The following is a 22,738-nucleotide window of genomic DNA, read 5'->3' as shown; positions in this document are numbered from 1 at the left end:
GCCTGGTCCTTTCACTGGGTACGTGGTGGGTGGGGGCGGTCAGTTGGGGTGCAGGCCGGTGAACTCCAGGCCGCGTTCCTCGGGCTCCCCGAAGCGCACGTTCATGCACTGCACGGCGTTGCCCGCGCCGCCCTTGACCAGGTTGTCCAGCGCCGCGATCACGGTGACGGTGGAGGCGCCCCGGTCCAGGGCGAAGCCGATGTCGCAGAAGTTGGAGCCGGAGAGGATCTTGGCGTCGGGGAAGCGGTGCATCCCGCGCCGGGCGGCGACGATCCGTACGAACGGCTCGCCCGCGTACCGGCTCCGGTAGGCGGAGCGGATGGCCCGCTCGTCGACCCCCTCGGCGAGGTTCGCGCGGCTGAGCAGCTGCACGCCCCGCACCGCCTCGACCCCGGTCGCCGACATCCGCACGGTGTGCCCGGTGGCCTGGGATATCTCCGCCTCGTGCCGGTGCCGGGTGGGGGCGAACACCCGCAGCGCGCCGCTGCGTTCGGCGTGCAGGTTCTCCGAGCCGGCCTTGGCTCCGGAGCCGCTGGAGCCCGTCCTGGCGTCCACCGTGATGTCCCCGGTGATCAGCCCGGCCTCGGCCAGCGGCACCAGGGACAGGATCCCGGCGGCCGCCATGCAGCCCGGCACGGAGATCCGGTCCGCGGCGCGCAGCCGTTCGCGGTGGAGCTCGGGGAGCCCCTGGACGAAGCCGCCGATCAGCCCGGCGGCCTCGTGCGGGGTGCCGTAGTAGTCCTCGTAGACCGCCGGGTCGCTCAGCCGGAAGTCGCCGGACAGGTCGATGACCACACCGGCCTTCTCCACGAACTCCGGCATCCGGTGCATGGTCTCGCGGTGCGGGGTCGCCAGGAAGAGCACGTCGCAGCGGGTGAGCTGGTCCTCCGCCGAGAACGTCAGCTTCGTGCGGTGCCGCAGGTTGGGGTGGACGCCGTCGACCTGGCGTCCCTGGAGGGTGCGGGAGGTGGCGGCGACCACGTCGACCTGGGGATGGCCCACGAGCAGCCGGAGCAGTTCCCCGCCGATGTAGCCGGCCGCTCCCACCACTGCTGCGCGGATCATGACTCTGCCTTTGCCGTCAGGAGGGCGGCCAGGGCGTCCGCCACATCGAGGTCCGTTCCGTGTGCCGACTGCAGGCCCCGGAACTCGACCCGGTCGTTGACCTCCAGGACCGTGAGCCGGCCGCCCGGCTCCTCCAGGAGGTCCACCCCCGCCACGCAGGCGCCGACGGTGTCCGCCGCCGCCACCGCGAGGGCGGTGAGGTCGTCCGTCAGCGGGCAGCGTTCGCTGACCGCGCCGCGGGCCACGTTGGTGCGCCAGTCCTCGCTCCTGCGGTACGTCGCCCCGACCGCGCGGCCGTCCACCACGAGGACCCGGATGTCCCGGTCCGCCTTGGCGACCTCGCGCTGGACGTAGACGACGTGCGACTGGGGGGAGGGCAGGGCGGCGACGTGTTCGAGCACCGCCTCGGCCATCGCCCGGCCGGTGACCCGCGTCACCAGCCGGCCCCAGGACCCGACCAGGGGCTTGATGACCGCCGGGTAGCCCATCTCCTCCAGGGCCTTGAGGGCCGCCTCCGGGGTCAGGGCCAGGAGGGTCTCGGGGGTCGGCAGACCCGCGGCGACCAGGGCCGCCGAGGTCTGCCACTTGTCCCCGCAGACGGCGGTGGCGGCGGCGCTGTTGAGCACCGTCACCCCGGCCGACTCCAGTGCGGCAGCCGCGTACAGGGCGCGGTAGTGGCCCACCTCGCGGTTGAGTACGGTCCGCGGACCGTCCCAGGGCTCACCGGCCCGGACCGACAGGGTGCGGGGGTCGATGTGTTCGCATGCGACGCCGCGCCTCTCCAGCGCGGTCAGGATGTTCTTCTCCTCGAACCGGACCCGGGAGGCGAGGACACCGAGTCGCGCTGCCGCAGGGCTCATCAGGCTGATCTCCTTCTCGATTGCGGTGGCCGGCCCGTCTACTCGCCCCAGTCCTCCTCGACCTCGGGGGCGAGCAGCAGCCGCGGCGGCTCGACGGATTCGATTTCCAGTTCCAGCCGGCACTCGGGGCACTCGACTATTTCGCTGACCCGGGCGTCCGGCCCCAGGGAAACCTCGGCGTCGCACTCGGGGCATTCGGGGGCAATCAGTGTTTCCTGCACGGCGATTTCCTCAATTCTTCGGAGAGATGGCGAATCGGGAATTACTGTAGGGCCGCTTTTCCGTCCGTCCGGCCGGATCCGATGAATGCTCGGGATCGGAACGGGGGCGGACGCTTATGGGGTGGGGGAGCGGAGCGGGGGGAGGGGCGAGGGGGAGGGGCGTGGGGGGTGACGGCGTGACCGTCAGGCGAGGGCGCCCGCGAGCACGGGGCCCGCCTCGTCCGTGCTGCCGTCCGTGCTGCCGTCCGGGCGCTCGTTCCCGGGCCCGGCCCCGGCCGCCGCGGCCTGCGGCCCGGAGGCCGGAGGGGAGACGAGCGGGTAGGACCGCAGGGCCTGGCGGAACGCCTTCTCCGCCATGCCGGTGAAGCCCTCCGGTACGGCCCCGGCCGCCATCGCCATCGTGACCGGCAGCGGCGCGGGCGGTGACGGCAGTCCGGGGCGCACCGTCGGGGTCAGCCCCCACAGCTCGTCCCCGTTGGCGATCAGGCAGGTCATGCCGAGGCCGGCCTTGGCGGCCGACCGCAGCCCGATCAGCTCGCCGCTCTCGTAGGAGATCCGCCACGCGATGCCCGCCGCGTCGAGGGCGTCGCGCACCCGGCCGCGCAGGGTGCACGGCTCGGGGAAGAGCGCCAGCGGCAGGGCCTCGCGCTCGCCGTGGGCCGGCCGGCCGAACCAGGCCAGGCGCATCCGGCCCAGTTCGAGGCTGTCCGTGCCCGGTCCGGGCGGGTCGGCCTGGAGCAGCAGCGCCGCGTCGAGCTGACCGCCGGTCAGCTGCGCCGCCAGTTCCTCGCTCGCCCCGGTCCGCACGCTCAGCTGGACCTGGGGCATGCCCCGGTTCAGCACCCGCAGGAACTCCGGCAGCACCTCCGCGAGCTGGCTCGCCACGCCCACGGAGAGCATGACGTGGCCGGCCTGCGGGATGAACCGGTCGACCGCCTCGTCGTTGAGCGCCACCATGCGCCGGGCGTATCTGAGGAGCTCCTCGCCCCGCGGACTGAGCCGCAGGTTGCGTCCCGTGGAGGCGAACACGGGGCTCCTGATGAAACCGCTCAGCTGTCGTATCTGCTGGCTGACGGCGGGCTGGGTGATGTGCAGGGACTCCGCCGCCCGCCGGAAGCCGCCGAGTTCGACGACGGCGACCAGGGTCCTCAGCCTGTTGATCTGCAAGTCGTGATGCATGCTCCCACCCACATCGTCGGGGACGTTCCTGCCTCCGGGTTCCGCGGTGCGCTTTGCGTGCCGCGAGTTCCACGAGGTCTGCGATGCAGCGTAGGTCCGGGCCTTTCGGTGCCGCCACGGATGTGCTCACGGACCGGATGTGACATCGTCATACCGTTCGTGTGCACCGCTCAAGAACGGGGAATCAACCCGCCTTATTCGAGCTATAAACACACGCCATCGTATTTCTCCCCGGGAATTCCGGTGGGTGCCTAATGTGAATCACCCAACGAGTGATTTCATGGAAATCCGAGGAGACGTCATGCTGGCAGCCACCGCCGATTCCGCAGTGCAGCAGGGAGTGCAGATACAGCTGGCCGACCCCGCGCTCACCACCCGCAGCCCGGGCGAGGAGTTCGCCTGGTCGGTGCGGGCCGCCGGCCGGGACCAGGACCAGGTGGTGCCCTTCCGGGCCCATCTCCCGGCCGTCTTCCCGCTGTTCGCGACCCGGCCGCGGTACGCCGTCCGCCACCTGCTCAAGACCGCCTCGGTGGCCGACGCGCCGGTGACCTTCGTGCACGAGCCGCCCGCCGCCAAGCTGGCCGCCGCCGGCACCTCGTACCAGGCCACCCCCGAGGGCGCGTTCGCCCCGAGGCTGGAGCAGGCCGAGCTGACCGACCTGACGGTGCGCGTGCCGCTGCCCGACGGCCTGCTGGACCAGCCCGCGCTGCTCGCCTCCTTCGTCGACTACCGGGTGCTGGTGCGCCTCTCCGTGGTGGAGAACGAGACCCTGCTGCACGGCAGCGCGGACAAGGCGATCAGCGGCCTCCTGAACCTCCCGGAGATCCGCCGCGGCCGGCTCGGCGAGGACGTCCACGCCTCCATCACCGAGGCCGCGGCGGAGGTCGAGGAGACGGGCGGCTCCTGCGACGGGATCGTCGTCCACCCCTTCACGTACTGGGAACTGGTCCGGGCCGGCGTGCTGGGGCAGCTGGGCGCAGCCGGCATCACCGTCTCCCGCACCCGCATGATCCCGCGCGGCCAGGTCCTGCTGGGCGACTTCCGGGCCGCCGTCACCCTGCTCGTCCCGGGCGTGGCCTCGCTGACGCTCCGCCGGGGCGCGGGCCCCGGCGGCTCCGACGCCATCGAGGCGAGCAGCCGCATCGGTCTCGCCGTCCACCTGCCCCAGCACTTCCTGCTGCTGTCCCGCGACTGACGCGCGACCGACCCGGGACCGACCCGCCGCCGGCCGCGACGACCGCGCCGACGGCACCACGAAGGGACCCCACCACCATGACCGGCCCCTCCCCGGCAGACGGCCCCCCGCCGCGCGTCCTCTACATCACCGGATGGATGCGCAGCGGAAGCACCCTGCTCGGCAACGTCCTCAACGAGATCCCCGGCGTCCGGCACGTCGGGGAGCTGTACTACCTCTGGCGCAACGGCGTCCTCGGCGCCGGCACCAACTCCAGCTGCGGCTGCGGCCTGCCGGTCCGGGCGTGCCCGCTGTGGTCGGAGGTCCTCGCCGGGCTGCCCGAGGGCTCCGTCGAGGCCACCGCGCACCGGATGACCACCCTCCAGCAGGCACTGCTGCGCACCCGGCACACCCCGGCCCGGCTCGCCGAGGCCCGCGGCGAGCGGCCCACCGCCCCCGGCGTGGAGGAACTCATCGGCCGTTCGGCCGCCGTCTACCGGAAGGTGGCCGCCCTCGGCGGCGACCGCCTGATCGTGGACGGATCGAAGTACCCGGCGGAGGCGGCGGCCCTCCTCGGCCGCGGCGACCTGGACGTGCGGGTGCTGCACATCGTCCGGGACCCCCGGGCCACCGCCCTGTCCTACCGCAGCGCCAAGGACTACATCGACCCCATGTCCCCGGCCCGCAGCAGCGGTTACTGGACGGCCTTCAACCTGGCCTCCGAACTCGTCGGCCGCACGGCCGGCGGGCGCTACCTCCGCGTCCGCCACGAGGACCTGTCCCGCGGCCCGCGCGAAGTGACGTCCCGGGTGCTGCGGTTCGCCGGGCTCGACGACGACTCCCCGGTGGACACCTCCGGCCGGATCCCGCTCGGCGCCAACCACACCGTCACCGGCAATCCCGACCGGCTGCGCCGCGGCGTCACCCACATCCGGCCCGACGAACGGTGGCGCACCGCCCTGCCGGGCACGGCCATCGCCGCGGCCACGGCGGCGGCAGCCCCCCTGCTCTCCCGCTACGGCTACCCGCTGGCCCCCGTACGCCCCGCCCTCACGGGGGGATGGCCGTGAACCTGGGACTCACCGGACGGGCCGCGCTGGTCGCGGCGTCCAGCAGCGGAATCGGTCTCGCGGTGGCCCGCGTGCTGGCCGCGGAAGGCGCCGACGTGTCCATCTGCGGGCGCGATCCGCGACGGCTGGCCCGCGCCCACCGGGAGGTGGACGACTCCGGGGCAGGCCGGGTGCTGAGCACCGTGGTGGACCTGTGCGACGAGGACGCCGCGGCGGCCTGGGTGCGGCACACCGCCGAGGAGTTCGGCCGGCTGCACGTGGTGGTCACCAATTCCGGAGGGGTGCCCTTCGGCCCCGTGGAGGACTTCGACGTCGCCGAGTACCGGGAGGCCGTCAACGGGAACCTGCTGCCCCACGTGTCGCTGTCACTGGCCGCCTCGCCGTACCTGAGGGAGGCCGGCTGGGGCCGGATCGTCATGATCACCTCCGAGTCGGTGCGCCAGCCCCACCCGGGCAGCGGACTGTCCTCGGTGGCCCGGCTCGGCGTCCTCGGCTTCGCCAAGGGCCTGGTGCACGCCTTCGGCCCGGCCGGGGTCACCGTGAACGTGCTGGCGCCGGGCTTCCACCGCACCCCGATCCTCGACGTGCAGTACGGGGAGAAGGCCGAGGAGCGGCTGGCCGAGGTGGCCGCCGGGATCCCGCTCGGCCGGATCGGCCGTGCCGAGGACCTGGGCGCCCTGGTCGCCTTCCTCGCCAGCGAACAGGCCGCCTACGTCACCGGAGGGGTGCTGGTCGCCGACGGCGGCAACTCCCGCGGCATCGGCTGACCCGCTCCGCCCGCGCACGTCCGCCCGTACGCACCCCTCAGCGTGCCCGCCGCCCCACCGGCCCGCCCGCACACCGCCACCGTCCGAAGGAGTTCCGTACATGCAAGCCCTCGGGGAAGTCGCCAGTTCACGCGAGGCCGCGCTCTACGTGGTCAAGCTGGGCAGCGCCACTCTGCTCCACAGCCAGGTCTTCGACGAACTGCTCGAACTCAGCCGGCGCGGCGCGCGGCTGCTCGTCATCGCCGGGGGAGCAGCCGGCATCGCCGAGCACTACCGGCGCACCGGCCGCGAGATCCGCACCCTGGTCTCCCGCAACGGCGACGAGATCCGCTACTGCCCGCCGGAGGAGATGCGGCACATCGTCGCCGCGTACGAGGAGGTCACCCTCCCCCTGGTGGAGGAGGAGCTGACCCGCCGCGGACTCTCCGTCTTCGCCGCCGTCGCCCGCACCGGCGCCCTGGTCAAGGCCACCGCCAACGGCCCGATGCGGGTGCGGGAGGAGGGGCGGACGCGGCTGGTCCGCGACCACCGGGCGGGCACGGTCAGCTCCGTGGACGTGCCCCGGCTCAGCGGCCTGCTGGCCACCTTCGACGTGGTCTGTCTGTCCCCGCCGGTCGCCGACGCCGACGGCGGCACACCGCTCAACGTGGACGCCGACGTGCTCGCCGCCGAGGCCGCGCTGGCCCTGGACGCCGACCACCTGCGGCTGGTCACCGGCACCGCCGGACTGCTCAGCGACCCGGCCGACCCCGCCAGCAGCCTGCGGCACCTCACCGAGGGCGAGGGCCGGCACTACGCCAGGGGCCGGATGCGGCAGAAGGTCAGGGCGGCCGAGATCGCGCTGAAGGGCACCCCCGACACGGCCATCACCGGACCGCACACCCTCTCGGCGGCGGGCGCCACCTGGTTCTGGCGGGCCCCCGCCCCCGCCGCCGATCTCGAACTGCTCTCCCGCACCGTGGAGCTGTCCTCCGTCTCCCGCGACGAGCGCGAGATCGCGGAGTTCCTCGCCGGATGGTGCGCGGAGAACGGCATCAAGGCCGAGATCGACGCCGCGGACAACCTGGTCGCCACCAAGGGGGCCGGCAGCCGGCGGCTGCTGATGCTCGGCCACCTGGACACCGTCCCGCACCGCTGGCCGGCCCGCTGGGACGGCGAGGTGCTCTCCGGACGCGGCTCGGTGGACGCCAAGGGCAGCCTGGTCGCGTTCCTCCAGACACTGGCGGAGTTCGACCCGCCCGAGGGCGTCGAAGTACGGGTCATCGGCGCCGTCGAGGAGGAGATCACCGGCGCCGGCGCCTTCCACGTCCGCGACGCCCAGCCCGTCGCCGACGCGGTCATCGTGGGCGAGCCCAGCGGCGCCGAGGCCCTCACCCTCGGCTACTACGGACTGGTCAAGGTCCGGTACAGCGTGCGGGAGCCCACCGGGCACACAGCCGGCGAGGGCGTCCGCACCGCGGGCGACCGGATGGTCGAAACGCTCGCCGCACTGCCCGCCGCGGTGGCCGGACTGCACCCGGACGCCCTGACCGCCGTCCTCGGCGTACGGGCGCTCAACCAGGGCGACGCACAGGCCGGCGAGGCCGTCGTGGACGTCCGCGTGCCCCCGGGCCTGGACGTGGCCGAGACGGTGGAGGCCCTGCGGGCGCTCGCCGCCGCCCCGGTGCGGTTCGAGGTCCTGCGGGCCACCCCCGGAGTCTGCACCGGCCGCAGCAGCCCCCTGGTCAAGGCCTTCCAGCGGGCCTTCAGGGCCGGCCACGTCACCCCCCGGTACCTGATGAAGAAGGGCAGCAGCGACATGAACACGCTCGCCACCACCTGGCACGGCGTCCCCATGGTCGCCTACGGCCCGGGCGACGCGAAGCTGGACCACACCCCCGACGAACACCTGCACGCGGACGAATTCCGGCGGGCGCAGCGCCTGCTGACGGCCGCGGTCCGAGAATGGAGCTCGATGTGACCGTCATGACGGCCGCCCCCGGGCAGGACCTCGCGGCCCCTGCCGTCCACTGCACCTGCTACCCCGGATCCACCGTCTGGCTGACCGGACTGCCCAGCGCGGGCAAGACCACCCTCGCGTACGCCGCGGCGGACGTCCTGCGGGCGCGCGGCCGGCGCGTGGAGGTCCTCGACGGCGACGAGCTGCGCCAGACCTTCTCGTCCGGCCTCGGCTACTCCCGCACCGACCGGCGCAGCAACGTCGAACGCATCGGACGGGTCGCCCAGGTACTCGCCCGCAACGGCGTCACCGTCCTCGTGCCCGTGATCGCCCCCTACGCCGACGCCCGCGAACTGGTGCGCTCCTGGCACCGCGGCAGCGGCACCGACTTCCTGGAGGTGCACGTCGCCGCCCCCCTCTCCGTCTGCGCCCGTCGCGACGTCAAGGGCCTCTACGCCCGCCAGGCGGCCGGCGAGATCAGCGGCCTGACCGGCGTCGACGACCCCTACGAGGAGCCGGCCGCCCCCGACCTGCGGATCGCCTCTCACACCCAGACCGTCACCGAGTCCGCGCAGGAGCTGCTGGCCCTGCTGGCCGAAAGGGGGCTGGCATGACCGCCACCACCTTCACCGGGACGGCCGCGCCCGACGCCGCCGCACCGCCGTCCGCCCCCCGCCCCGGGAACGCCTACGGCCTCTCCCACCTCGACGCCGTCGAGTCCGAGGCGGTGCACATCTTCCGCGAGGTGGCGGGCGAGTTCGAGCGGCCGGTGATCCTGTTCTCCGGCGGCAAGGACTCCATCGTCATGCTCCACCTGGCCCTCAAGGCCTTCCGGCCCGCACCGCTGCCCTTCGCCCTGCTGCACGTGGACACCGGCCACAACTTCCCCGAGGTCCTCGCCTACCGCGACCGGGTGGCCGCCGAGCACGGCCTGAGGCTGCACGTCGCCCGGGTGCAGGACTTCATCGACGACGGCAGGCTCCGGGAACGCCCGGACGGCACCCGCAACCCGCTGCAGACCGTCCCCCTGCTCGACGCCATCACCACCGGCCGCTACGACGCGGTGTTCGGCGGCGGCCGGCGCGACGAGGAGAAGGCCCGCGCCAAGGAGCGGGTGTTCTCGCTGCGCGACGAGTTCGGCGCCTGGGACCCCCGCCGCCAGCGCCCCGAACTCTGGTCGCTGTACAACGGCCGGCACGCGCCCGGCGAACACGTCCGGGTCTTCCCGCTGTCCAACTGGACCGAGCTCGACGTCTGGCAGTACATCCAGCGGGAGGACATCGCCCTCCCGGAGATCTACTACGCCCACCACCGCGAGGTCTTCGCCCGTGACGGCATGTGGCTGGCACCCGGGGAGTGGGGCGGCCCGCGCGGAACGGAACGGACGGAGACCCGCCTGGTCCGCTACCGCACCGTCGGGGACATGTCCTGCACCGGAGCGGTCGACTCCGCCGCCGCCACCGTCGAGGAGGTGATCGCGGAGATCGCCGCCTCACGGCTCACCGAACGCGGCGCCACCCGCGCCGACGACAAGCTCTCGGAAGCCGCCATGGAAGACCGCAAACGCGAAGGGTACTTCTAGCCGTGAACACCGCCGAAGCACCGAACACCGGACCCCGCACCGCGCCGTACGGCCCGGGCACCACGGTGGACACCCTGCGGTTCGCCACCGCCGGCTCCGTGGACGACGGCAAGTCCACCCTCGTGGGACGTCTCCTGCACGACTCCAAGTCGGTCCTCGCCGACCAGCTGGAGGCCGTGGAACACGCCTCCCGGCGGCGCGGCCAGGACGCCCCCGACCTGTCGCTCCTCACCGACGGGCTGCGGGCCGAGCGCGAGCAGGGCATCACCATCGACGTGGCCTACCGCTACTTCGCCACCGCCCGCCGCCGGTTCATCCTCGCCGACACCCCCGGCCACGTGCAGTACACCCGCAACATGGTCACCGGCGCCTCCACCGCCGACCTGGCCCTCGTCCTCGTCGACGCCCGCAACGGGGTCGTGGAGCAGACGCGCCGGCACCTCGCCGTCGCCGCCCTGCTGCGCATCCGCCACGTGACCCTCGTGGTCAACAAGATGGACCTGGTGGACTGTTCGGAGGAGGTCTTCGCCCGGACCGCCGCCGCGTTCGCCGAGTGCGCCGCCGCCCTCGGCGTCGAGCGGGTCACCGCCATCCCGATCTCGGCCCTGGCCGGGGACAACGTGGTGCGCCCCTCCGAGCGCATGGACTGGTACGCCGGACCCACGGTCCTCGAACATCTGGAATCGGTGCCGGTGGGCGCCGACCCGCACACCGAGTCGGCCCGGCTGCCCGTCCAGTACGTCATCCGGCCGGCCACCGCCGCACACCCCGACTACCGGGGCTACGCGGGACAGATCACCTCGGGCGTGCTGCGGGTCGGCGAGCGGATCACGGCCCTCCCCTCGGGGGCGGTCAGCACCGTCGTGGGCATCGACACCCTGGACGGAACCACCACCGACACCGCCTGGGCGCCCCAGTCGGTGACCGTACGGCTGGCCGACGACCTCGACATCGCCCGGGGTGACCTGCTGGCCCCGGCGGCCACCGCGCCGATCGCCGTCCGGCGGTTCACCGCCACCGTCTGCCACCTCGGCGAGCAGCCGCTCCGCACCGGCCGCCAGGTGCTGCTGCGGCACACCACCCGCACCGTGCGGGCGGTGGTCACGGAGATCTCCTCACGGCTCGACGTGCAGGACCTCTCCGAGCGGCCCGGCCCCGACGCGCTCGGCGTCAACGACATCGGCCGGATCACGGTGCGCACCGCCGAACCCGTCCCACTGGACGGCTACGCGGACTTCCGCCGCACCGGATCGTTCCTGCTGATCGACCCCTCCGACGGCAGCACCCTCACCGCCGGCATGGCCGACGCTCCGGCCGACCGGGAGGGAGCGTGACGCCTTCGCGCGATGACCATGAGAACTTCATGCCCGCCCGGTGACACAGGCACTGTCGGCCCTTCGCGCGGCGCAGCAGACTCTTTCCCGTCAGCAAGCCGAAACCCATCGGGAAGGGCCGACATGAACCTCGACATCGCCGCCACCGCCGTCATCGCCGCAGCCGAGGACCTGGTCATCGAGGACTTCTGCGGACCGGCCGCCGAGGCGTACCAGCCCGGCACCTGCATCTGCTGGACGGGTGACGTGTCCGCCGAGTAGTCCCGCACGGCACCCCGCACGGCACCCCGCACGGCACCCCGCACCCCCCCGCACACGGCACCGGCACCGCACGACGCGCTCCCGAGCAAGGTCCACAGGCCGCACACCAGACAGGAGGAAACGGTGGCACAGCGCCAGGGCACCACGCACGGACTCGGATTCAAGCCGCATCTGAAGGCCGAAGTCGTCCCCGAGGAAGGTGTGTTCCTCATATCCGAACGCGGAGTGACCGCGCTGCGCGGATCGTGCGTCACCACCCTGGCCCCCCTGCTCGACGGCACCCGCAGCCTCGACCGGCTGGTCGCCGACGCCGGCTCCCTCCCCGCCGACCAGGTGAAGGAGGTCGTCAGCCGGCTGCTGGGCTCCGGCCTCCTCACCCATCGGGCCCCGGGCGCCGCCGGCGCCGCCGGCGAGGCGTTCTGGGAACTCGCCGGAGTGGACGGGGACGAGGCGGCCCGCCGCACCGGCAGCGGAACCGTCGCCGGCACCGGACGCGGCAGCGAGGCGGGCGCCGGCTCCGAGGAACTGCTCGCCGCGCTGGGCGCCGCCGGCCTGCGCATCCACCGGGCCGGCCAGGACACCGGGACCCCGGGGCTGGCCCTCGTCCTCTGCGACACCTACCTCGACCCCGCGCTGGCCGAACTGGACGCCGCCTACCGCGCCTCCGGCACCCCCTGGCTGCCCGTCCGCCTGACCGGCGAACAGCCCTGGATCGGCCCGGTGTTCCAGCCCGGCGACGGCCCCTGCTGGCACTGCCTGGCCGAGCCGCTGCGCCGCAACCGCCCGGCGGAGGCCTACCTGGGCCGGGCCCTCGGCCGTCCCGTCAGCGTCCCGCCCTCCGGCCTGGCGGCGGGCCGCGCCGTCGGACTCCACCTGGCCTGCCTCGAAGCCGTCAAATGGATGGCGGGCCACCGCCACCCGGGCCAGAACGCCCTGTGGACCATGGACACGCTGACCCTGGCCGGCCGCCACCACCCCGTCCGCCGCCGCCCCCAGTGCCCGTCCTGCGGCGACCCCGGCGTGACGGCCCGCCGCATCTGGGCACCCGTCCGTCCCGCCAGCCGGCCCAAGTCCGCCACCGGCACCGGCGAGCGCTCACTGACCCCCGAGGAGATGCTGGAGCGGTACGAGCACCTCGTCGACGAACTGACCGGCGTGGTCAAGGAGGTCCGCCGCGACCGGCGTGACCCCGGCTTCCTCAACTGCTACCACTCCGGACACAACCCGGCCTCTTCGCCCACCGGACTCGCCGCGGTGCGCGCCGGACTGCGCAGCCACAGCTCCGGCAAGGGCACCACCCCCCTCCAGGCCCGGGTCAGCGCCCTGTGCGAGGCCGTCGAACGGCACTGCGGCTACCGCCAGGGCGACGAGCCCACCCTGCGGGCCACCTACCGCGAGGTCGCCGACCGCGCCGTCCACCCCGACACCGTCCAGCTCTTCCACCCCCGCCAGTTCGGCCACCGGGCGGCCTGGAACGCCGAACACGCCCCGGCCCACCGGATCTGCGCGCCCTTCGACGAGGACACCCCCGTCGACTGGACCCCGGTGTGGTCCCTGACCGCCGGCCGGCACCGGCTGCTGCCCACCTCCATGCTCTACTACGACGCCCCCTGCCCCTCGGGCTTCTTCTCGGCCCACTCCAACGGCACCGCCGCCGGCAGCTCCCGCGAGGACGCCATCGTCCAGGGCTTCCTGGAACTCGTCGAACGCGACGCCGTCGCCCTGTGGTGGTACAACCGCACCCGCCAGCCCGGCGTGGACCTGCCCTCCTTCGGCGACCCCTGGATCGAGGAGATGAGACAGGCCCACCGGGGCCTGGACCGGGAGCTCTGGGTCCTGGACCTGACCAGCGACCTCGGCATCCCCGTGTTCGCCGCCCTCTCCCGGCGCACCGACAAGCCGGCCCAGGACATCACCCTCGGCTTCGGCGCCCACTTCGACCCCCGCGTGGCGCTGCGCCGGGCCGTGGCCGAACTCAACCAGATGCTCCCGCCGGTCGTCGCCGCCACGGCCGACGGCGACGGCTACACCTGCGACGACCCGGTCCCGCTGTACTGGTGGCAGACCGCCACCACGGCCAACCAGCCCTACCTGCTGCCCGACCGGGACGGCCCGCGCCGCACCGCCGCCGACTTCCCGTACACGCCCCGCGCCGACCTGGCCGCGGACGTGGCGGCGGCCGAGGAGCTGGCCCGAGGCCTCGGCAGCGAACTCCTCGTCCTCGACCAGACCAGAGCCGACGTGGGCCTGCCCGTCGTCAAGGTGATCGTGCCCGGACTGCGCACCTTCTGGACCCGGTTCGCCCCCGGCCGGCTGTACGACGTCCCGGTACGCCTGGGCCGCCTGGCCGCCCCCACCCGCTACGAGGACCTCAACCCGGTCCCGCTCTTCCTGTGACACCGTCGTCGTACCATCCGTGAGGTCCCGGCCATGAAGTCATCCGCCCCGCCCGCGCCGCAGGAAACCCGCCTGATCGAACTCTGGTCGCTCCGTGAGGACACCACGGTGCGGACGGCGGCTGACGCGGCCGGGACCGGCCTCGTCAGCACCCTCTGGGAGGACATCCGGCTGCCGATGACCGACCCGGTCGTCCCCCGGGCGCTGGAGCGCATGACCTACGGTCCGGTGTCGCTGGACAACGTCCTGCCCGGCTTCAGCGGCGCCGACGCCGTCCCCGGAGATCCGCGCCGCGCCGCACTGCGCTCCATGCTGGAGGCGGTCCGGCACGCCGTCATCCGCACCCTGGCGCTGACCGACGGCACCGAACAGGTGTCGGTGGTCCCGATCATGCCCGAGGCCCGCTTCACCCCCCGCATGCCCCCCGCGGACACCGTGCACCGGCTGTCCCGGTTCGCCACCCTGCGCCTCGGCACCCGGGACATGGTCCTCGAATCCCCGCTGAGCACGCACCGGGTGCTGCTGCACACCCCGCACGCCATGTGGCTGGTCGGCTGCTACGTCCGGCCCGCCTCCGTCCGCGAGACGGCCCGGCTGCTGGACGTCCCGCTGGAGGTGGTGCGCAAGGCGGTCGGCTACCTGGAGGCGTCCGGCATGCTGGTCCCCGGATCCGGCGGCCCGGAAGCCGGCCCGCCCTCCTTCGCCGAGGACCGGGACCCCGCACTGGAGCACTGGTCGCCGCGCGAGCTGATGCTGCACAACCGCAGCCGGCCCGGACTCCACGACGAACCGCTCGGCCTGGCCCGCCGGTCCACCGAGGACCCGGGCGACCCGGGCGACCCGGGCGAGCCGCGCCCGTGGGCCGACGGCACCCCCCTCGCCCTGCCGGTGCCCGACCTCGACCGGGTCCTCGCCGCCGACCCGCGCCTGACCACCGCGCTCGAAGCCCGCCGCTCGGTCCGCGCGGACGGCGGGCTGCCGCTGTCCCCGGCCCAGCTGGGCGAGCTGCTGTACCGCTCCGCCCGGGCCCGGCCCACGGCCGGCCGGCCCTATCCGAGCGTCGGCGGCGTCTACCCGCTGGAGCTGTACGTCACCCTGGCCGGCCCCGGCGAACCGAAGCGCGGCTGCTACCACTACGACCCGTCCGCGCACACCCTCCACCGGCTGGGCACCCGGCCGGCCCTGGTGGACGCCCTGCTGGCGGAGGCGGGCGCCGCCGCGGGACTGAGCGCGGAACCGCCCGTGCTGATCAGCATGACCGCGCGCTTCCGGCGGATCGGCGCCGCCTACCCGGGCATCGCCTACAGCGCGCTGCTCAAGGAGGTCGGCGCCCTCCAGCAGACCCTCTACCTGGTGGCCACGGCCATGGGGATCGGACCCTGCGCCCTGGCCTTCGGCGACACCGAGGCCTCGGCCCGCGCCTTCGGCCTCGACTGGCGCGCGGAGTCGGGCGTCGGGGAGTTCGTGCTCGCCGCGCTGCCGGGCGGGGCGCCGCCCGCCGGGCACGGCCGGAACAGCCACCCCTGAACGACAAATACCGAACGCTCACCGCTGCCCCTATGCTGCACACCACTCCGTGCCGCACCGCAGTCGAGTAGGGGAGCTCCCGTGGGATGGTCTCGGTCCGCAGATCCAGGCGCAGTTCGCGCGCACCGCCCAGTCGAGGGAGGCGATCTGGCACCGAGGGTCGCCGGCACCATCACCCTCGTCGTGATCCTCTGCTTCTTCGGTGTGGGCCTGACCTACGCCGTCGGCGCGGGGATGGGAGCGGGCCAGCTCGCCCTCTGCGGCGCGCTGATGCTGACGCTGCTGGTCCTCCAGCTCAGCCACTCCCTGCCGCTGTGGATACCCAGGGCGGCCCGCCACCGGGGGCTGACCCTGTCGCTCCAGGCGGTGCTCACTTTCGTGCCCTTCACCCTGTTCGGCGCCGCCTGGCTCGGCATGCCGGGGTTCCTCGCCGCCTCCGCGCTGCTCGTCCTGGGAGCGGCCCGGGGATGGACCGCCTTCGCCGGGGTGGCCGTCGCGACCGGCTTCGTGCAGTTCGCCGTGGGCTACGGGGTGGGCCAGCTCGCCTACAACAGCCTGGCCACCGTGCTGACCGGCCTGGTCGTGTACGGCCTCAGCCGGCTGTCCGGCCTGGTCCGGGAAGTGCAGATGGCCCGGGAGGAACTGGTCCGGCTCGCCGTGACCCAAGAACGCCTCCGCTTCGCCCGCGACCTGCACGACCTGCTCGGCTTCAGCCTCTCCACCATCACCCTGAAGTGCGAACTCGCCCACCGGCTGATGCGGGTCCAGCCGGAGCGCGCCGAGATGGAACTCACCGAGATCGTCCAGACCGCCCGCCAGGCGCTCACCGACGTCCGCTCCGTGGCCAGCAGTTACGTCCACATGACCCTGAACCGGGAGGTGGTGTCCGCCGCCTCGCTGCTCCGCGCGGTCGGCATCCGCACCGACATCCGGGTCACCAGGGCCCCGTTGCACGCCTCCGTGGACACGGTCCTCGCGACGGTGCTGCGCGAGGGCGTGACCAACCTGCTGCGCCACAGCAAGGCGCAGCACTGCGTGGTCACCGCGGACACCGGCGAGGACACCGTCCGGTTCTGCATCGCCAACGACGGTCTGAGCGAGAAGGACTCGGTCCACTGCGACACCGACCGCACCGGCGTCCCGGGCGGAGTGGGCCTGCGCAGCCTGACCATCCGCGCCGAGGCGCTCGGCGGCCGGCTCAGCTGGCGGGTACGCCCGGACGGCTGGTTCGAACTCGTCGCCGAACTCCCGCTCCAGCCGGCCACCGACACCCCCCAGGACCCCGACGGCGCCGTCACCCCGGCGTAGCCGGCCTCACAGCCAGCCGGCGTCCCGGGCGATCCGTACGGCGTCCATCCGGTTGCGGGCGTTGAGCTTGGTCACCACCGTGGTCAGGTAGTTGCGTACGGTGCCCGCGGACAGGAACAGCTTCAGGGCGATCTCGGGGGCGTCCAGGCCCTGGGCCGCCAGCCGCAGCACCTCGCTCTCCCGGGCGCTCAGCGGGCTGCTGCCGGCCTGCAGCGTGGCCAGCGCGAGCTGCGGGTCCACGACCTGTTCCCCGGCGACCACCTGGCGGATCGCGGCGGCGAGCCGGGTGGGGTCGGTGTCCTTCAGCAGGAAGCCGGACACCCGGGCCTCCAGCGCCCTGCGCAGGTTCCCCGGCCTGCCCAGACTGGTCAGAATGATCGTCCGGCACTCGGGAAGCTCCCGGCTGAGCAGTTCCGCCGCCCGGATGCCGTCGATGCCGGGCATGTCGATGTCCAGGACCGCCACGTCAGGCCGGGTGTCCAGGGCGACGGGGAGCACCTGGTCGCCGTCGCTGGCCTCGCCCACCACCTCCAGGTCCTCCTCCAGCTCCAGCAGCGAGACCAAGGCCCGCCGGAGCATCAGCATGTCGTCCGCGAGGATCACTCGGATCACTGTCGTCCCCCCTGACGCGCCCTCACGCGGGGCCCGTCCGCCAGTGAATATTACTGGCGGTAAAGCGAGTTGGAAGGTGATCGGCGCTCGCGCGCGGCCTCGGACGGCCCGCCGGCCAGGTCCGGCGCGACCGCCACGGCCGCGGCGTACCCGGAGGGTGCCGCGACGTCCGACAGCCTCCAGCCGTCCGGTCCCGGAGCCGGTGCGGGACCCGTGCCCACGTAGTCCAGGGAGGCCGAGCGCCCCAGTCCGGTTCCGATTCCCTTCAGGTACGCCTCCTTGCGCGTCCAGGCGCGGGCGAAGGCCGCCGGCCGCAGGGCCGCGTCCAGCGCGGCCAGCTCCGTGCGCTCCCGCGGATGCAGCGCCGGCGCCGTCTCCGCGGCTGCGGCCGGCTCCGGTACCCGCTCGACGTCCACGCCGAGCGGTACGGGCCCGATGCCCAGCAGCACCAGCGAACCGCTGTGCGACAGCGAGAAGTGGACCCCGCCGCCCAGGACCACCGGACGGCCGTGCGGCCCGCCGCAGCACGGGCACGCGGCCCGGCCCAGGCGGACCGCCTCCGGCGCCAGCCCCAGCCGGGCACCCAGCAGGGTCCGCAGCAGCACCCGGGCGACCAGGTGGTTGCGCCGGTCCCCGGTGCGCCGCAGCGAGTCCGCGCGGCGCAGCTCCCCGGCGTCCAGCAGCCGGGGAGCGAGCCGTCCGGCCCAGCCGGCCAAGGGCTCCGCCTCGACCAGCCGCACCGCCGTCCCCGACACCCGCCGGCCGGGCGGCGCGGACGGAGCGGAGGCCACGGAGGTCACGGACGCTTCCGGGGCCCGTTCGGCGGATCGCCGGCCGCCAGGCGGTCCACGTACACGGCGATCCTGCGCGCCCGGGTCTCCGGCTTCACCGCCTTCTCCACGTTGAGCAGGATCTGGTACCTGTTGCTCCGGCTCAACGCCTCGTACGCGGCCGCCGCGGCGGGGGAGGCGTCGAGTGCCGCCCGCAGATCGGGCGGCACCTCCGCCGTGCTCTGCGGGGCGTACGCGGCGTCCCAGCGTCCGTCGGACCTGGCCTGCTCGATCTGGGCGAATCCGGGGGGCCGCATCCGGCCGGCGGCGATCAGCTTCTCGACCTTGGCGCAGTTGATCTTCGACCAGGGGCTGCGCCGGGTGCGGGGCGAGAACCGCTGGGCCCACCAGCCCTCCGGCACGTTCCCGGAGTAGGCCTTGCCGTCGATCCAGCCGAAGCACAGGGCGACGTCCAGGGCCTCGTCCCGGGTGAGGGAGGGCACCGGTGTGCCCTTCTTCGGCAGGGCGATCCACACCTCGGACGCGGTCTCGTGGTGCGCGTCCATCCAGGAGACGAACTCCTCCACGGAGACGCAGTGCAGATTGCCGTTCGTCATCGTCCCGCTTCCGCTCATGCGGCCGTCTCCACTTCCACCGGCCCGGCGGCCGGCGCGCCCGAACGGGCGGGCTCGGCGTCGCGCACCCGGACCGGGGGCCGGTTCTCCCGTTCGGCGGCGGCCTTGACGCGCTCCAGGGTGGTGCGGATGCCGTCGCGCAGCTCCTGCGTGTGGTTCTCGAAGCCGCCCAGCACCGAGTTGGCGAAGGAGGCGGTCCGCTTGCGCTGGCCGGTGTTCTGCCCGGAGACGTCCCACACCTCGGTGAGCAGGGTGCCGCCGGTGCCGTCCGGTTCCAGCCGGTAGCCCCAGCGCACCCCGTTGGTGGTGGTGTGGAAGGCGAAGGACTTGCCGCGTTCGGCCTGCTCCACCGTGTTGGAGGTGATCCACCAGACCCAGCCGCGGCGGTTGAACCCGATGAAGCGCGCACCGGCCCCGCGGCCGGCACCGCGCCAGCGGCAGCTGCGGCACTCCGGGCTCCACTCGCCCATCCGCGTCACATCGCTGATGAGGTCCCAGACGGCCTCGGGGGAGGCGTCGATCCGGATCGACATCTCCTCCGGGCCCGGGACGGCCGTCGTCCCGGGCGCCTCCCTGCCCGCCTTGCGTGCCAGTCTGGCCCCCTCGCGCCGGGCGCCCCGCAGCTCGGCCAGGTACGGGTAGTGGTCCACCTGCATGGTGTGGCGCTTGGACGTCACGTACCGCTTGGCGAGCTTCTCCTTGTACCGCGTGATCTCCCGGAGCATCGCCTCCTTCGGGGGCAGCGCGGCCTTGCCCTGGAGCAGGTCGGCCACCCAGTGGGACTGGGCCTCGGCCAGCACCGTGGTCGCGCCCAGGGGCTGGAAGAGGCCCACGAAGTACAGCCCGGCGTGGTGGGGGTCGGCCACCCGGTGGAACAGGGAGACGTCGTTGTCCGTCGGGGCGATCACCGACTCGTCCAGGAACGGGAAGCTGATCTTGTAGCCGGTGCTGTAGACGACCGCGTCGACGGCCTCGCTGCTGCCGTCGGTGAAGTGCACCGTGCCGCCGTCGAAGCGGGAGACGTTCGGCTTGACGGTGATGCCCCCGTGGCCGAGGCGCGGCAGCAGGGTCTCCGAGACGGTCGGGTGGGAGTTGAACAGCTTGGCGCCCGGCTCCGGCAGACCGAAGTCCGTGACCTTGCCGATCGTCATCCGCAGCAGGGCCGCCATCACCCAGCGCTGCGTCTCACGCGGCATCACCCGGGTGATGAACGGGCTGATCATGTCGTCGCCGGGCTTCCCGAACATGAACTTGGGGAACACGTACCCGCCGGTGCGCACGGACAGGAAGGTGCGCTCGGACACGGCGGAGGTCTCCACCGCGATGTCCGAAGCCGAGTTGCCGAAGCCGAGCACGAGGACCCGCTTGCCGGCGTACTCCTCGGGGACCCGGTAGTGGTGCGAGTGGATCTGCGTGCCGGTGAAGGTGTCGGCGCCGGGGAAGGCCGGCTCGGGGTCCCGGGGGTCCCAGTGGTGGCCGTTGGCCACGATCACGGATCCGTAGTGGCGGGTGGTCTCCTCGCCGGTGTCGCGGTGGCGCGCGGTCACGTTCCAGCCGCCGCCCGGGGCCGGTTCGACATGGGTCACCATGGACCGGAAGGTGATGGACCCCCGGAAGCCGAAGTGGTCGACGTAGTCGTCGAGGTAGCGGGCGATCTCGGCGTGTCCGGGGTAGTGCGGGTAGTCGGACGGCATGGGGTAGGCGCGGTACTCGGACAGCTTCTTCGACGTGTTGATGTGCAGGGACCGGTATCCCGAGGACATGCCGTTGTCGTTGAGGTAGCGCCAGTTGCCGCCGACCTCGGAGCCGGCCTCGTGGCAGTCGAAGTCGATGCCGCGTTCGTGCAGGACCTGGCAGGCGGCCAGCCCCGACCAGCCCGCTCCGATGATGCAGACGTTCTCCATGGTGTGCTTCTCCTTGTGGGGATGCTCAGGGCTGCCGGACGTACTCGGACGGGTCGCCCAGCCAGTGGCCGCCGGCGGTGACGCGCACCTCGCCCCCCGCCACGGCGGAGAGGAGCCGGTGCGCGCTGCGGACCAGGACGACCCCGACGGCGGAGTCGATCGCGCCGGCCAGGTGGGGGACGCTCGTGCTGTAGCCGACCTTGAAGACGATCTCGCTGCCGCCGGGCACATCGGTGGCCGTCCAGCTGCCGTCGAGGTGCCGGAAATCCCCGCTGACCTGCTCGAACCCGATGCGGTGGGGGGTCTGCTCGGCGCCGTCGCCCGTCCGCTCGGTGCGCTGCGTCCAGCGGGCCGTGCCGCCGCGGAAGGCGATCACCCAGGCCTGGTGCCCGTCGCAGGTGCCGGACACGGACAGGATGTCCTCGGCGTGGGCGGGGAACGTCCGGCCGTCCGTGAGGTGGTCGATCACCTCGGCGGCCGGTGCCGGGACCACGGCCTTCAACACGCGGGTCGTCATGACGTGTGCTCCTTGTCGGCGGCCGGGCGCAGGATGCTGACGGCCTGGAGCCGGGTGGTGCGCAGCATGGGGTGGCTCGCCTCCCCGAACGCGCCGCCGGTGAGGCCGGGTCCGCCCTGGTTGGGCAGGAAGGGGAGGAAGCCGCTGTGCGAGTCGTTGATCTTGAGGTTGCCGGCGTTGGTGACCCCCTCCAGGAACCGGTCGGCCGTCCCGGTGTCCCGGGTCCAGACGGAGTTGCGCAGTCCGTACGCGTTGGAGTTCACGAAGGCGAGCACCGTCTCCAGGAGGTCGTCGTCACCGGCTCCGGCCTCGGGCACGATGACCGGCAGCAGCGGGAAGAAGGTCTCGTCGCGGACGACGGAGAGCGAACGGGCGTCCTTCAGCCCCTCGACGCGGACGATGCTCGGCTCGACGAAGAACCCGGTCTCCGAGGGCGTTCCGTCGACTTCGAGCCGGCGTCCGCCGTGGACGAGCTTGGCGCCCTTGGCGAGCGCCTCGCCGAGGCAGCCGTAGAACCAGTCGATGCCGAGGACGGGGGTGAGGACGACACCGGGCTCGTCGGGGTATCCGGGCTTGATCTCGCGGGTGGCGGCGACGAGCCGCTCGATGAGCTCGTCGGCGATGGCGGGGTGGGCGACGACCTGGTTGGGCACGTTGCAGATCTGGCCGGAGTTCAGGAAGAACTGGGCGATGGTCTCCACGGCGGCGTCCAGGTCGGCGTCGTGCCACACCACGCAGCAGTCGTTGCCGGCCAGTTCGAGGATCGGCTTCTTGCCCGCGGCGATCGCGTCGGCCTCGAACTCCAGGCCCTTCTTGCTGCCGCCGAAGTAGAGGACGTCGTCGACGTGCTCACTGGCCAGCCAGGTCTCCAGCATGGGCGGCCCGCAGAACGCGTTGACCGTCCCGGCGGGCGCGCCCATCTCCACCAGGACCGGGGCCACCACCTCCCGCATCGCGTACATGCAGCTGAGCGCGACCCCGCGGGGTGCCCGCACCACGACGGTGTTCCCGGCGAGCAGGGCGGTGAGCCCGTTCAGCGCGTTCACGGTCGCCGCGTTCTGCGGTGGATTGATGCACACGACCCCGTCGGGAACGCGGCGCAGGATCAATTCGCGCTCGCCGTCCGTGCGCCGGAATTCCAGCTGTTCGGCGCACCATTCGATGGTTTCCCGGCTCCAGCTGGTGAACGGAATTCCCGTGATCATTCCCTCGGCCGCGGACCGGGGCGTTCCCTCGGCCACCAGGATCTCGACGAGCGGCTCCCGGTGCTCCAGCAGCCGTTCCCCGATCCGCCGCCCGGCCTCCACGCGCTGGGCGAGGGGCACCCGCCGCCACTCGTCGGCGGCCCGGGCGGCCGCCTCCAGGGCGAGGGCCGCCATCTCCTCGTCGGCGACGACGCAGGCCCCGACGACGCTGTCCCCGGCCGTGTCCGGATCGACGGCACCGCGATCGAGATCCTGTTTGAGCCGCAGACCGGTGAAGGTGTTCTCGATGAGGGAACGGGCGGTGATGGTGTGCACGTACTGCGGATCGTCGCCGGTGATGTCCCGGCCGCCGATGTAGGCCGGATAAACCCCGAACTTCATTTCGCCCCCTTCGGTCAGTCCGAAACACGG

At 73.2% G+C, this 22,738-nt stretch carries 21 protein-coding genes; 11 read left to right on the top strand and 10 right to left on the bottom strand.

The annotated features are described in order from the left end of the window. Nucleotides 1–39: 39 nt before the first annotated feature. The 4 genes from argC to ACQKM2_RS15390 form a co-directional block, all read right to left on the bottom strand. A complete protein-coding gene (gene argC, locus ACQKM2_RS15405; RefSeq protein WP_427709910.1) occupies nt 40–1,065 on the bottom strand; it encodes an N-acetyl-gamma-glutamyl-phosphate reductase in 1,026 nt (341 codons plus the stop codon). Beyond that, nucleotides 1,062–1,925 (bottom strand): RimK family alpha-L-glutamate ligase, encoded by an 864-nt coding sequence (locus tag ACQKM2_RS15400; protein WP_427709908.1) that lies wholly within the window; start codon nt 1,923–1,925, stop codon nt 1,062–1,064. The genes argC and ACQKM2_RS15400 overlap by 4 nt, the downstream gene beginning before the upstream one ends. Before the next feature lie 38 nt (nt 1,926–1,963). Beyond that, nucleotides 1,964–2,146 carry a lysine biosynthesis protein LysW gene (locus ACQKM2_RS15395; RefSeq protein ID WP_427709906.1) on the bottom strand — a complete coding sequence of 61 codons (183 nt, stop codon included), beginning with the start codon at nt 2,144–2,146 and terminating at the stop codon, nt 1,964–1,966. Nucleotides 2,147–2,329: 183 nt separating this feature from the next. After that, nucleotides 2,330–3,325, bottom strand: a complete 996-nt coding sequence (locus ACQKM2_RS15390; RefSeq protein ID WP_427709904.1) for a LysR family transcriptional regulator — start codon at nt 3,323–3,325, stop codon at nt 2,330–2,332. 301 nt (nt 3,326–3,626) lie between these two features. On the opposite strand from ACQKM2_RS15390, the gene ACQKM2_RS15385 reads away from it, so the two are divergent. The 11 genes from ACQKM2_RS15385 to ACQKM2_RS15335 all read left to right on the top strand — a co-directional run bounded on the left by ACQKM2_RS15385 (nt 3,627) and on the right by ACQKM2_RS15335 (nt 16,684). Beyond that, nucleotides 3,627–4,520: a family 3 encapsulin nanocompartment shell protein gene (locus ACQKM2_RS15385; RefSeq protein ID WP_427709902.1), complete on the top strand. Its 894-nt coding sequence runs from the start codon at nt 3,627–3,629 to the stop codon at nt 4,518–4,520. Nucleotides 4,521–4,597: 77 nt separating this feature from the next. Beyond that, on the top strand, nt 4,598–5,569 hold the full coding sequence (locus ACQKM2_RS15380) for a sulfotransferase (RefSeq protein WP_427709900.1): 972 nt from the start codon (nt 4,598–4,600) through the stop codon (nt 5,567–5,569). Continuing rightward, entirely contained in the window at nt 5,566–6,336 is a 771-nt protein-coding gene (locus ACQKM2_RS15375; RefSeq protein WP_427709898.1) for an SDR family NAD(P)-dependent oxidoreductase, read from the top strand. The genes ACQKM2_RS15380 and ACQKM2_RS15375 overlap by 4 nt, the downstream gene beginning before the upstream one ends. 100 nt (nt 6,337–6,436) lie before the next feature. Further along, nucleotides 6,437–8,296 (top strand): M20/M25/M40 family metallo-hydrolase, encoded by a 1,860-nt coding sequence (locus tag ACQKM2_RS15370; protein WP_427709896.1) that lies wholly within the window; start codon nt 6,437–6,439, stop codon nt 8,294–8,296. A 5-nt stretch (nt 8,297–8,301) separates the two neighbouring features. Continuing rightward, nucleotides 8,302–8,889: an adenylyl-sulfate kinase gene (gene cysC / locus ACQKM2_RS15365; RefSeq protein WP_427709942.1), complete on the top strand. Its 588-nt coding sequence runs from the start codon at nt 8,302–8,304 to the stop codon at nt 8,887–8,889. Next, complete coding sequence (cysD, locus tag ACQKM2_RS15360; RefSeq protein ID WP_427709894.1) at nt 8,886–9,857, top strand: sulfate adenylyltransferase subunit CysD; 972 nt, start codon at nt 8,886–8,888, stop codon at nt 9,855–9,857. The genes cysC and cysD overlap by 4 nt, the downstream gene beginning before the upstream one ends. Before the next feature lie 65 nt (nt 9,858–9,922). Continuing rightward, nucleotides 9,923–11,191 carry a sulfate adenylyltransferase subunit 1 gene (locus ACQKM2_RS15355; RefSeq protein WP_427709940.1) on the top strand — a complete coding sequence of 423 codons (1,269 nt, stop codon included), beginning with the start codon at nt 9,923–9,925 and terminating at the stop codon, nt 11,189–11,191. A 123-nt stretch (nt 11,192–11,314) separates the two neighbouring features. Further along, the gene (locus tag ACQKM2_RS15350) at nt 11,315–11,452 is read left to right on the top strand and encodes a hypothetical protein (protein ID WP_427709892.1); all 138 of its coding nucleotides are present in this window, start codon (nt 11,315–11,317) and stop codon (nt 11,450–11,452) included. 123 nt (nt 11,453–11,575) lie between these two features. Next, the gene (locus tag ACQKM2_RS15345; RefSeq protein WP_427709890.1) at nt 11,576–13,849 is read left to right on the top strand and encodes a TOMM precursor leader peptide-binding protein; all 2,274 of its coding nucleotides are present in this window, start codon (nt 11,576–11,578) and stop codon (nt 13,847–13,849) included. 33 nt (nt 13,850–13,882) lie between these two features. Continuing rightward, a complete protein-coding gene (locus ACQKM2_RS15340) occupies nt 13,883–15,376 on the top strand; it encodes a SagB family peptide dehydrogenase (protein WP_427709888.1) in 1,494 nt (497 codons plus the stop codon). Nucleotides 15,377–15,559: 183 nt separating this feature from the next. Beyond that, a complete protein-coding gene (locus ACQKM2_RS15335; protein WP_427709886.1) occupies nt 15,560–16,684 on the top strand; it encodes a sensor histidine kinase in 1,125 nt (374 codons plus the stop codon). 6 nt (nt 16,685–16,690) lie between these two features. Here the strand turns inward: ACQKM2_RS15335 and ACQKM2_RS15330 are convergent, their stop codons facing one another. From ACQKM2_RS15330 to ACQKM2_RS15305, 6 genes are read right to left on the bottom strand one after another with little or no spacing between them, the layout of a single operon-like run. Further along, nucleotides 16,691–17,296 carry a response regulator transcription factor gene (locus tag ACQKM2_RS15330; protein WP_427709884.1) on the bottom strand — a complete coding sequence of 202 codons (606 nt, stop codon included), beginning with the start codon at nt 17,294–17,296 and terminating at the stop codon, nt 16,691–16,693. A 50-nt stretch (nt 17,297–17,346) separates the two neighbouring features. Further along, nucleotides 17,347–18,096, bottom strand: coding sequence for a 4'-phosphopantetheinyl transferase family protein (locus tag ACQKM2_RS15325; protein ID WP_427709882.1), 750 nt, complete (start codon nt 18,094–18,096; stop codon nt 17,347–17,349). Beyond that, nucleotides 18,093–18,701, bottom strand: a complete 609-nt coding sequence (locus ACQKM2_RS15320; protein ID WP_427709880.1) for a YdeI/OmpD-associated family protein — start codon at nt 18,699–18,701, stop codon at nt 18,093–18,095. Before ACQKM2_RS15320 ends, ACQKM2_RS15325 begins: the two co-directional genes overlap by 4 nt. Then, on the bottom strand, nt 18,698–20,605 hold the full coding sequence (locus ACQKM2_RS15315) for an NAD(P)-binding domain-containing protein (protein ID WP_427709878.1): 1,908 nt from the start codon (nt 20,603–20,605) through the stop codon (nt 18,698–18,700). Before ACQKM2_RS15315 ends, ACQKM2_RS15320 begins: the two co-directional genes overlap by 4 nt. 25 nt (nt 20,606–20,630) lie before the next feature. Next, on the bottom strand, nt 20,631–21,122 hold the full coding sequence (locus ACQKM2_RS15310) for a type II toxin-antitoxin system RatA family toxin (protein ID WP_427709876.1): 492 nt from the start codon (nt 21,120–21,122) through the stop codon (nt 20,631–20,633). Continuing rightward, complete coding sequence (locus ACQKM2_RS15305) at nt 21,119–22,708, bottom strand: aldehyde dehydrogenase family protein (protein ID WP_427709874.1); 1,590 nt, start codon at nt 22,706–22,708, stop codon at nt 21,119–21,121. The genes ACQKM2_RS15310 and ACQKM2_RS15305 overlap by 4 nt, the downstream gene beginning before the upstream one ends. Nucleotides 22,709–22,738: the final 30 nt, after the last annotated feature.

The sequence above is a fragment of the Streptomyces sp. NPDC004126 genome (assembly GCF_050275515.1).
Lineage (GTDB): Bacteria > Actinomycetota > Actinomycetes > Streptomycetales > Streptomycetaceae > Streptomyces.
This window is presented reverse-complemented; position numbering and strand designations above follow the sequence as displayed.

What these genes read in the sequence shown, in the direction of transcription:
- ACQKM2_RS15385 (WP_427709902.1), top strand. Translation starts at nt 3,627, where the DNA reads ATGCTGGCAGCCACCGCCGATTCCGCAGTGCAGCAGGGAGTGCAGATA.
- argC (WP_427709910.1), bottom strand. Translation starts at nt 1,065, where the DNA reads ATGATCCGCGCAGCAGTGGTGGGAGCGGCCGGCTACATCGGCGGGGAA.
- ACQKM2_RS15305 (WP_427709874.1), bottom strand. Translation starts at nt 22,708, where the DNA reads ATGAAGTTCGGGGTTTATCCGGCCTACATCGGCGGCCGGGACATCACC.
- ACQKM2_RS15320 (WP_427709880.1), bottom strand. Translation starts at nt 18,701, where the DNA reads ATGAGCGGAAGCGGGACGATGACGAACGGCAATCTGCACTGCGTCTCC.
- ACQKM2_RS15370 (WP_427709896.1), top strand. Translation starts at nt 6,437, where the DNA reads ATGCAAGCCCTCGGGGAAGTCGCCAGTTCACGCGAGGCCGCGCTCTAC.
- cysC (WP_427709942.1), top strand. Translation starts at nt 8,302, where the DNA reads ATGACGGCCGCCCCCGGGCAGGACCTCGCGGCCCCTGCCGTCCACTGC.
- ACQKM2_RS15350 (WP_427709892.1), top strand. Translation starts at nt 11,315, where the DNA reads ATGAACCTCGACATCGCCGCCACCGCCGTCATCGCCGCAGCCGAGGAC.
- ACQKM2_RS15310 (WP_427709876.1), bottom strand. Translation starts at nt 21,122, where the DNA reads ATGACGACCCGCGTGTTGAAGGCCGTGGTCCCGGCACCGGCCGCCGAG.
- ACQKM2_RS15400 (WP_427709908.1), bottom strand. Translation starts at nt 1,925, where the DNA reads ATGAGCCCTGCGGCAGCGCGACTCGGTGTCCTCGCCTCCCGGGTCCGG.
- ACQKM2_RS15340 (WP_427709888.1), top strand. Translation starts at nt 13,883, where the DNA reads ATGAAGTCATCCGCCCCGCCCGCGCCGCAGGAAACCCGCCTGATCGAA.
- ACQKM2_RS15390 (WP_427709904.1), bottom strand. Translation starts at nt 3,325, where the DNA reads ATGCATCACGACTTGCAGATCAACAGGCTGAGGACCCTGGTCGCCGTC.
- ACQKM2_RS15315 (WP_427709878.1), bottom strand. Translation starts at nt 20,605, where the DNA reads ATGGAGAACGTCTGCATCATCGGAGCGGGCTGGTCGGGGCTGGCCGCC.
- ACQKM2_RS15380 (WP_427709900.1), top strand. Translation starts at nt 4,598, where the DNA reads ATGACCGGCCCCTCCCCGGCAGACGGCCCCCCGCCGCGCGTCCTCTAC.
- cysD (WP_427709894.1), top strand. Translation starts at nt 8,886, where the DNA reads ATGACCGCCACCACCTTCACCGGGACGGCCGCGCCCGACGCCGCCGCA.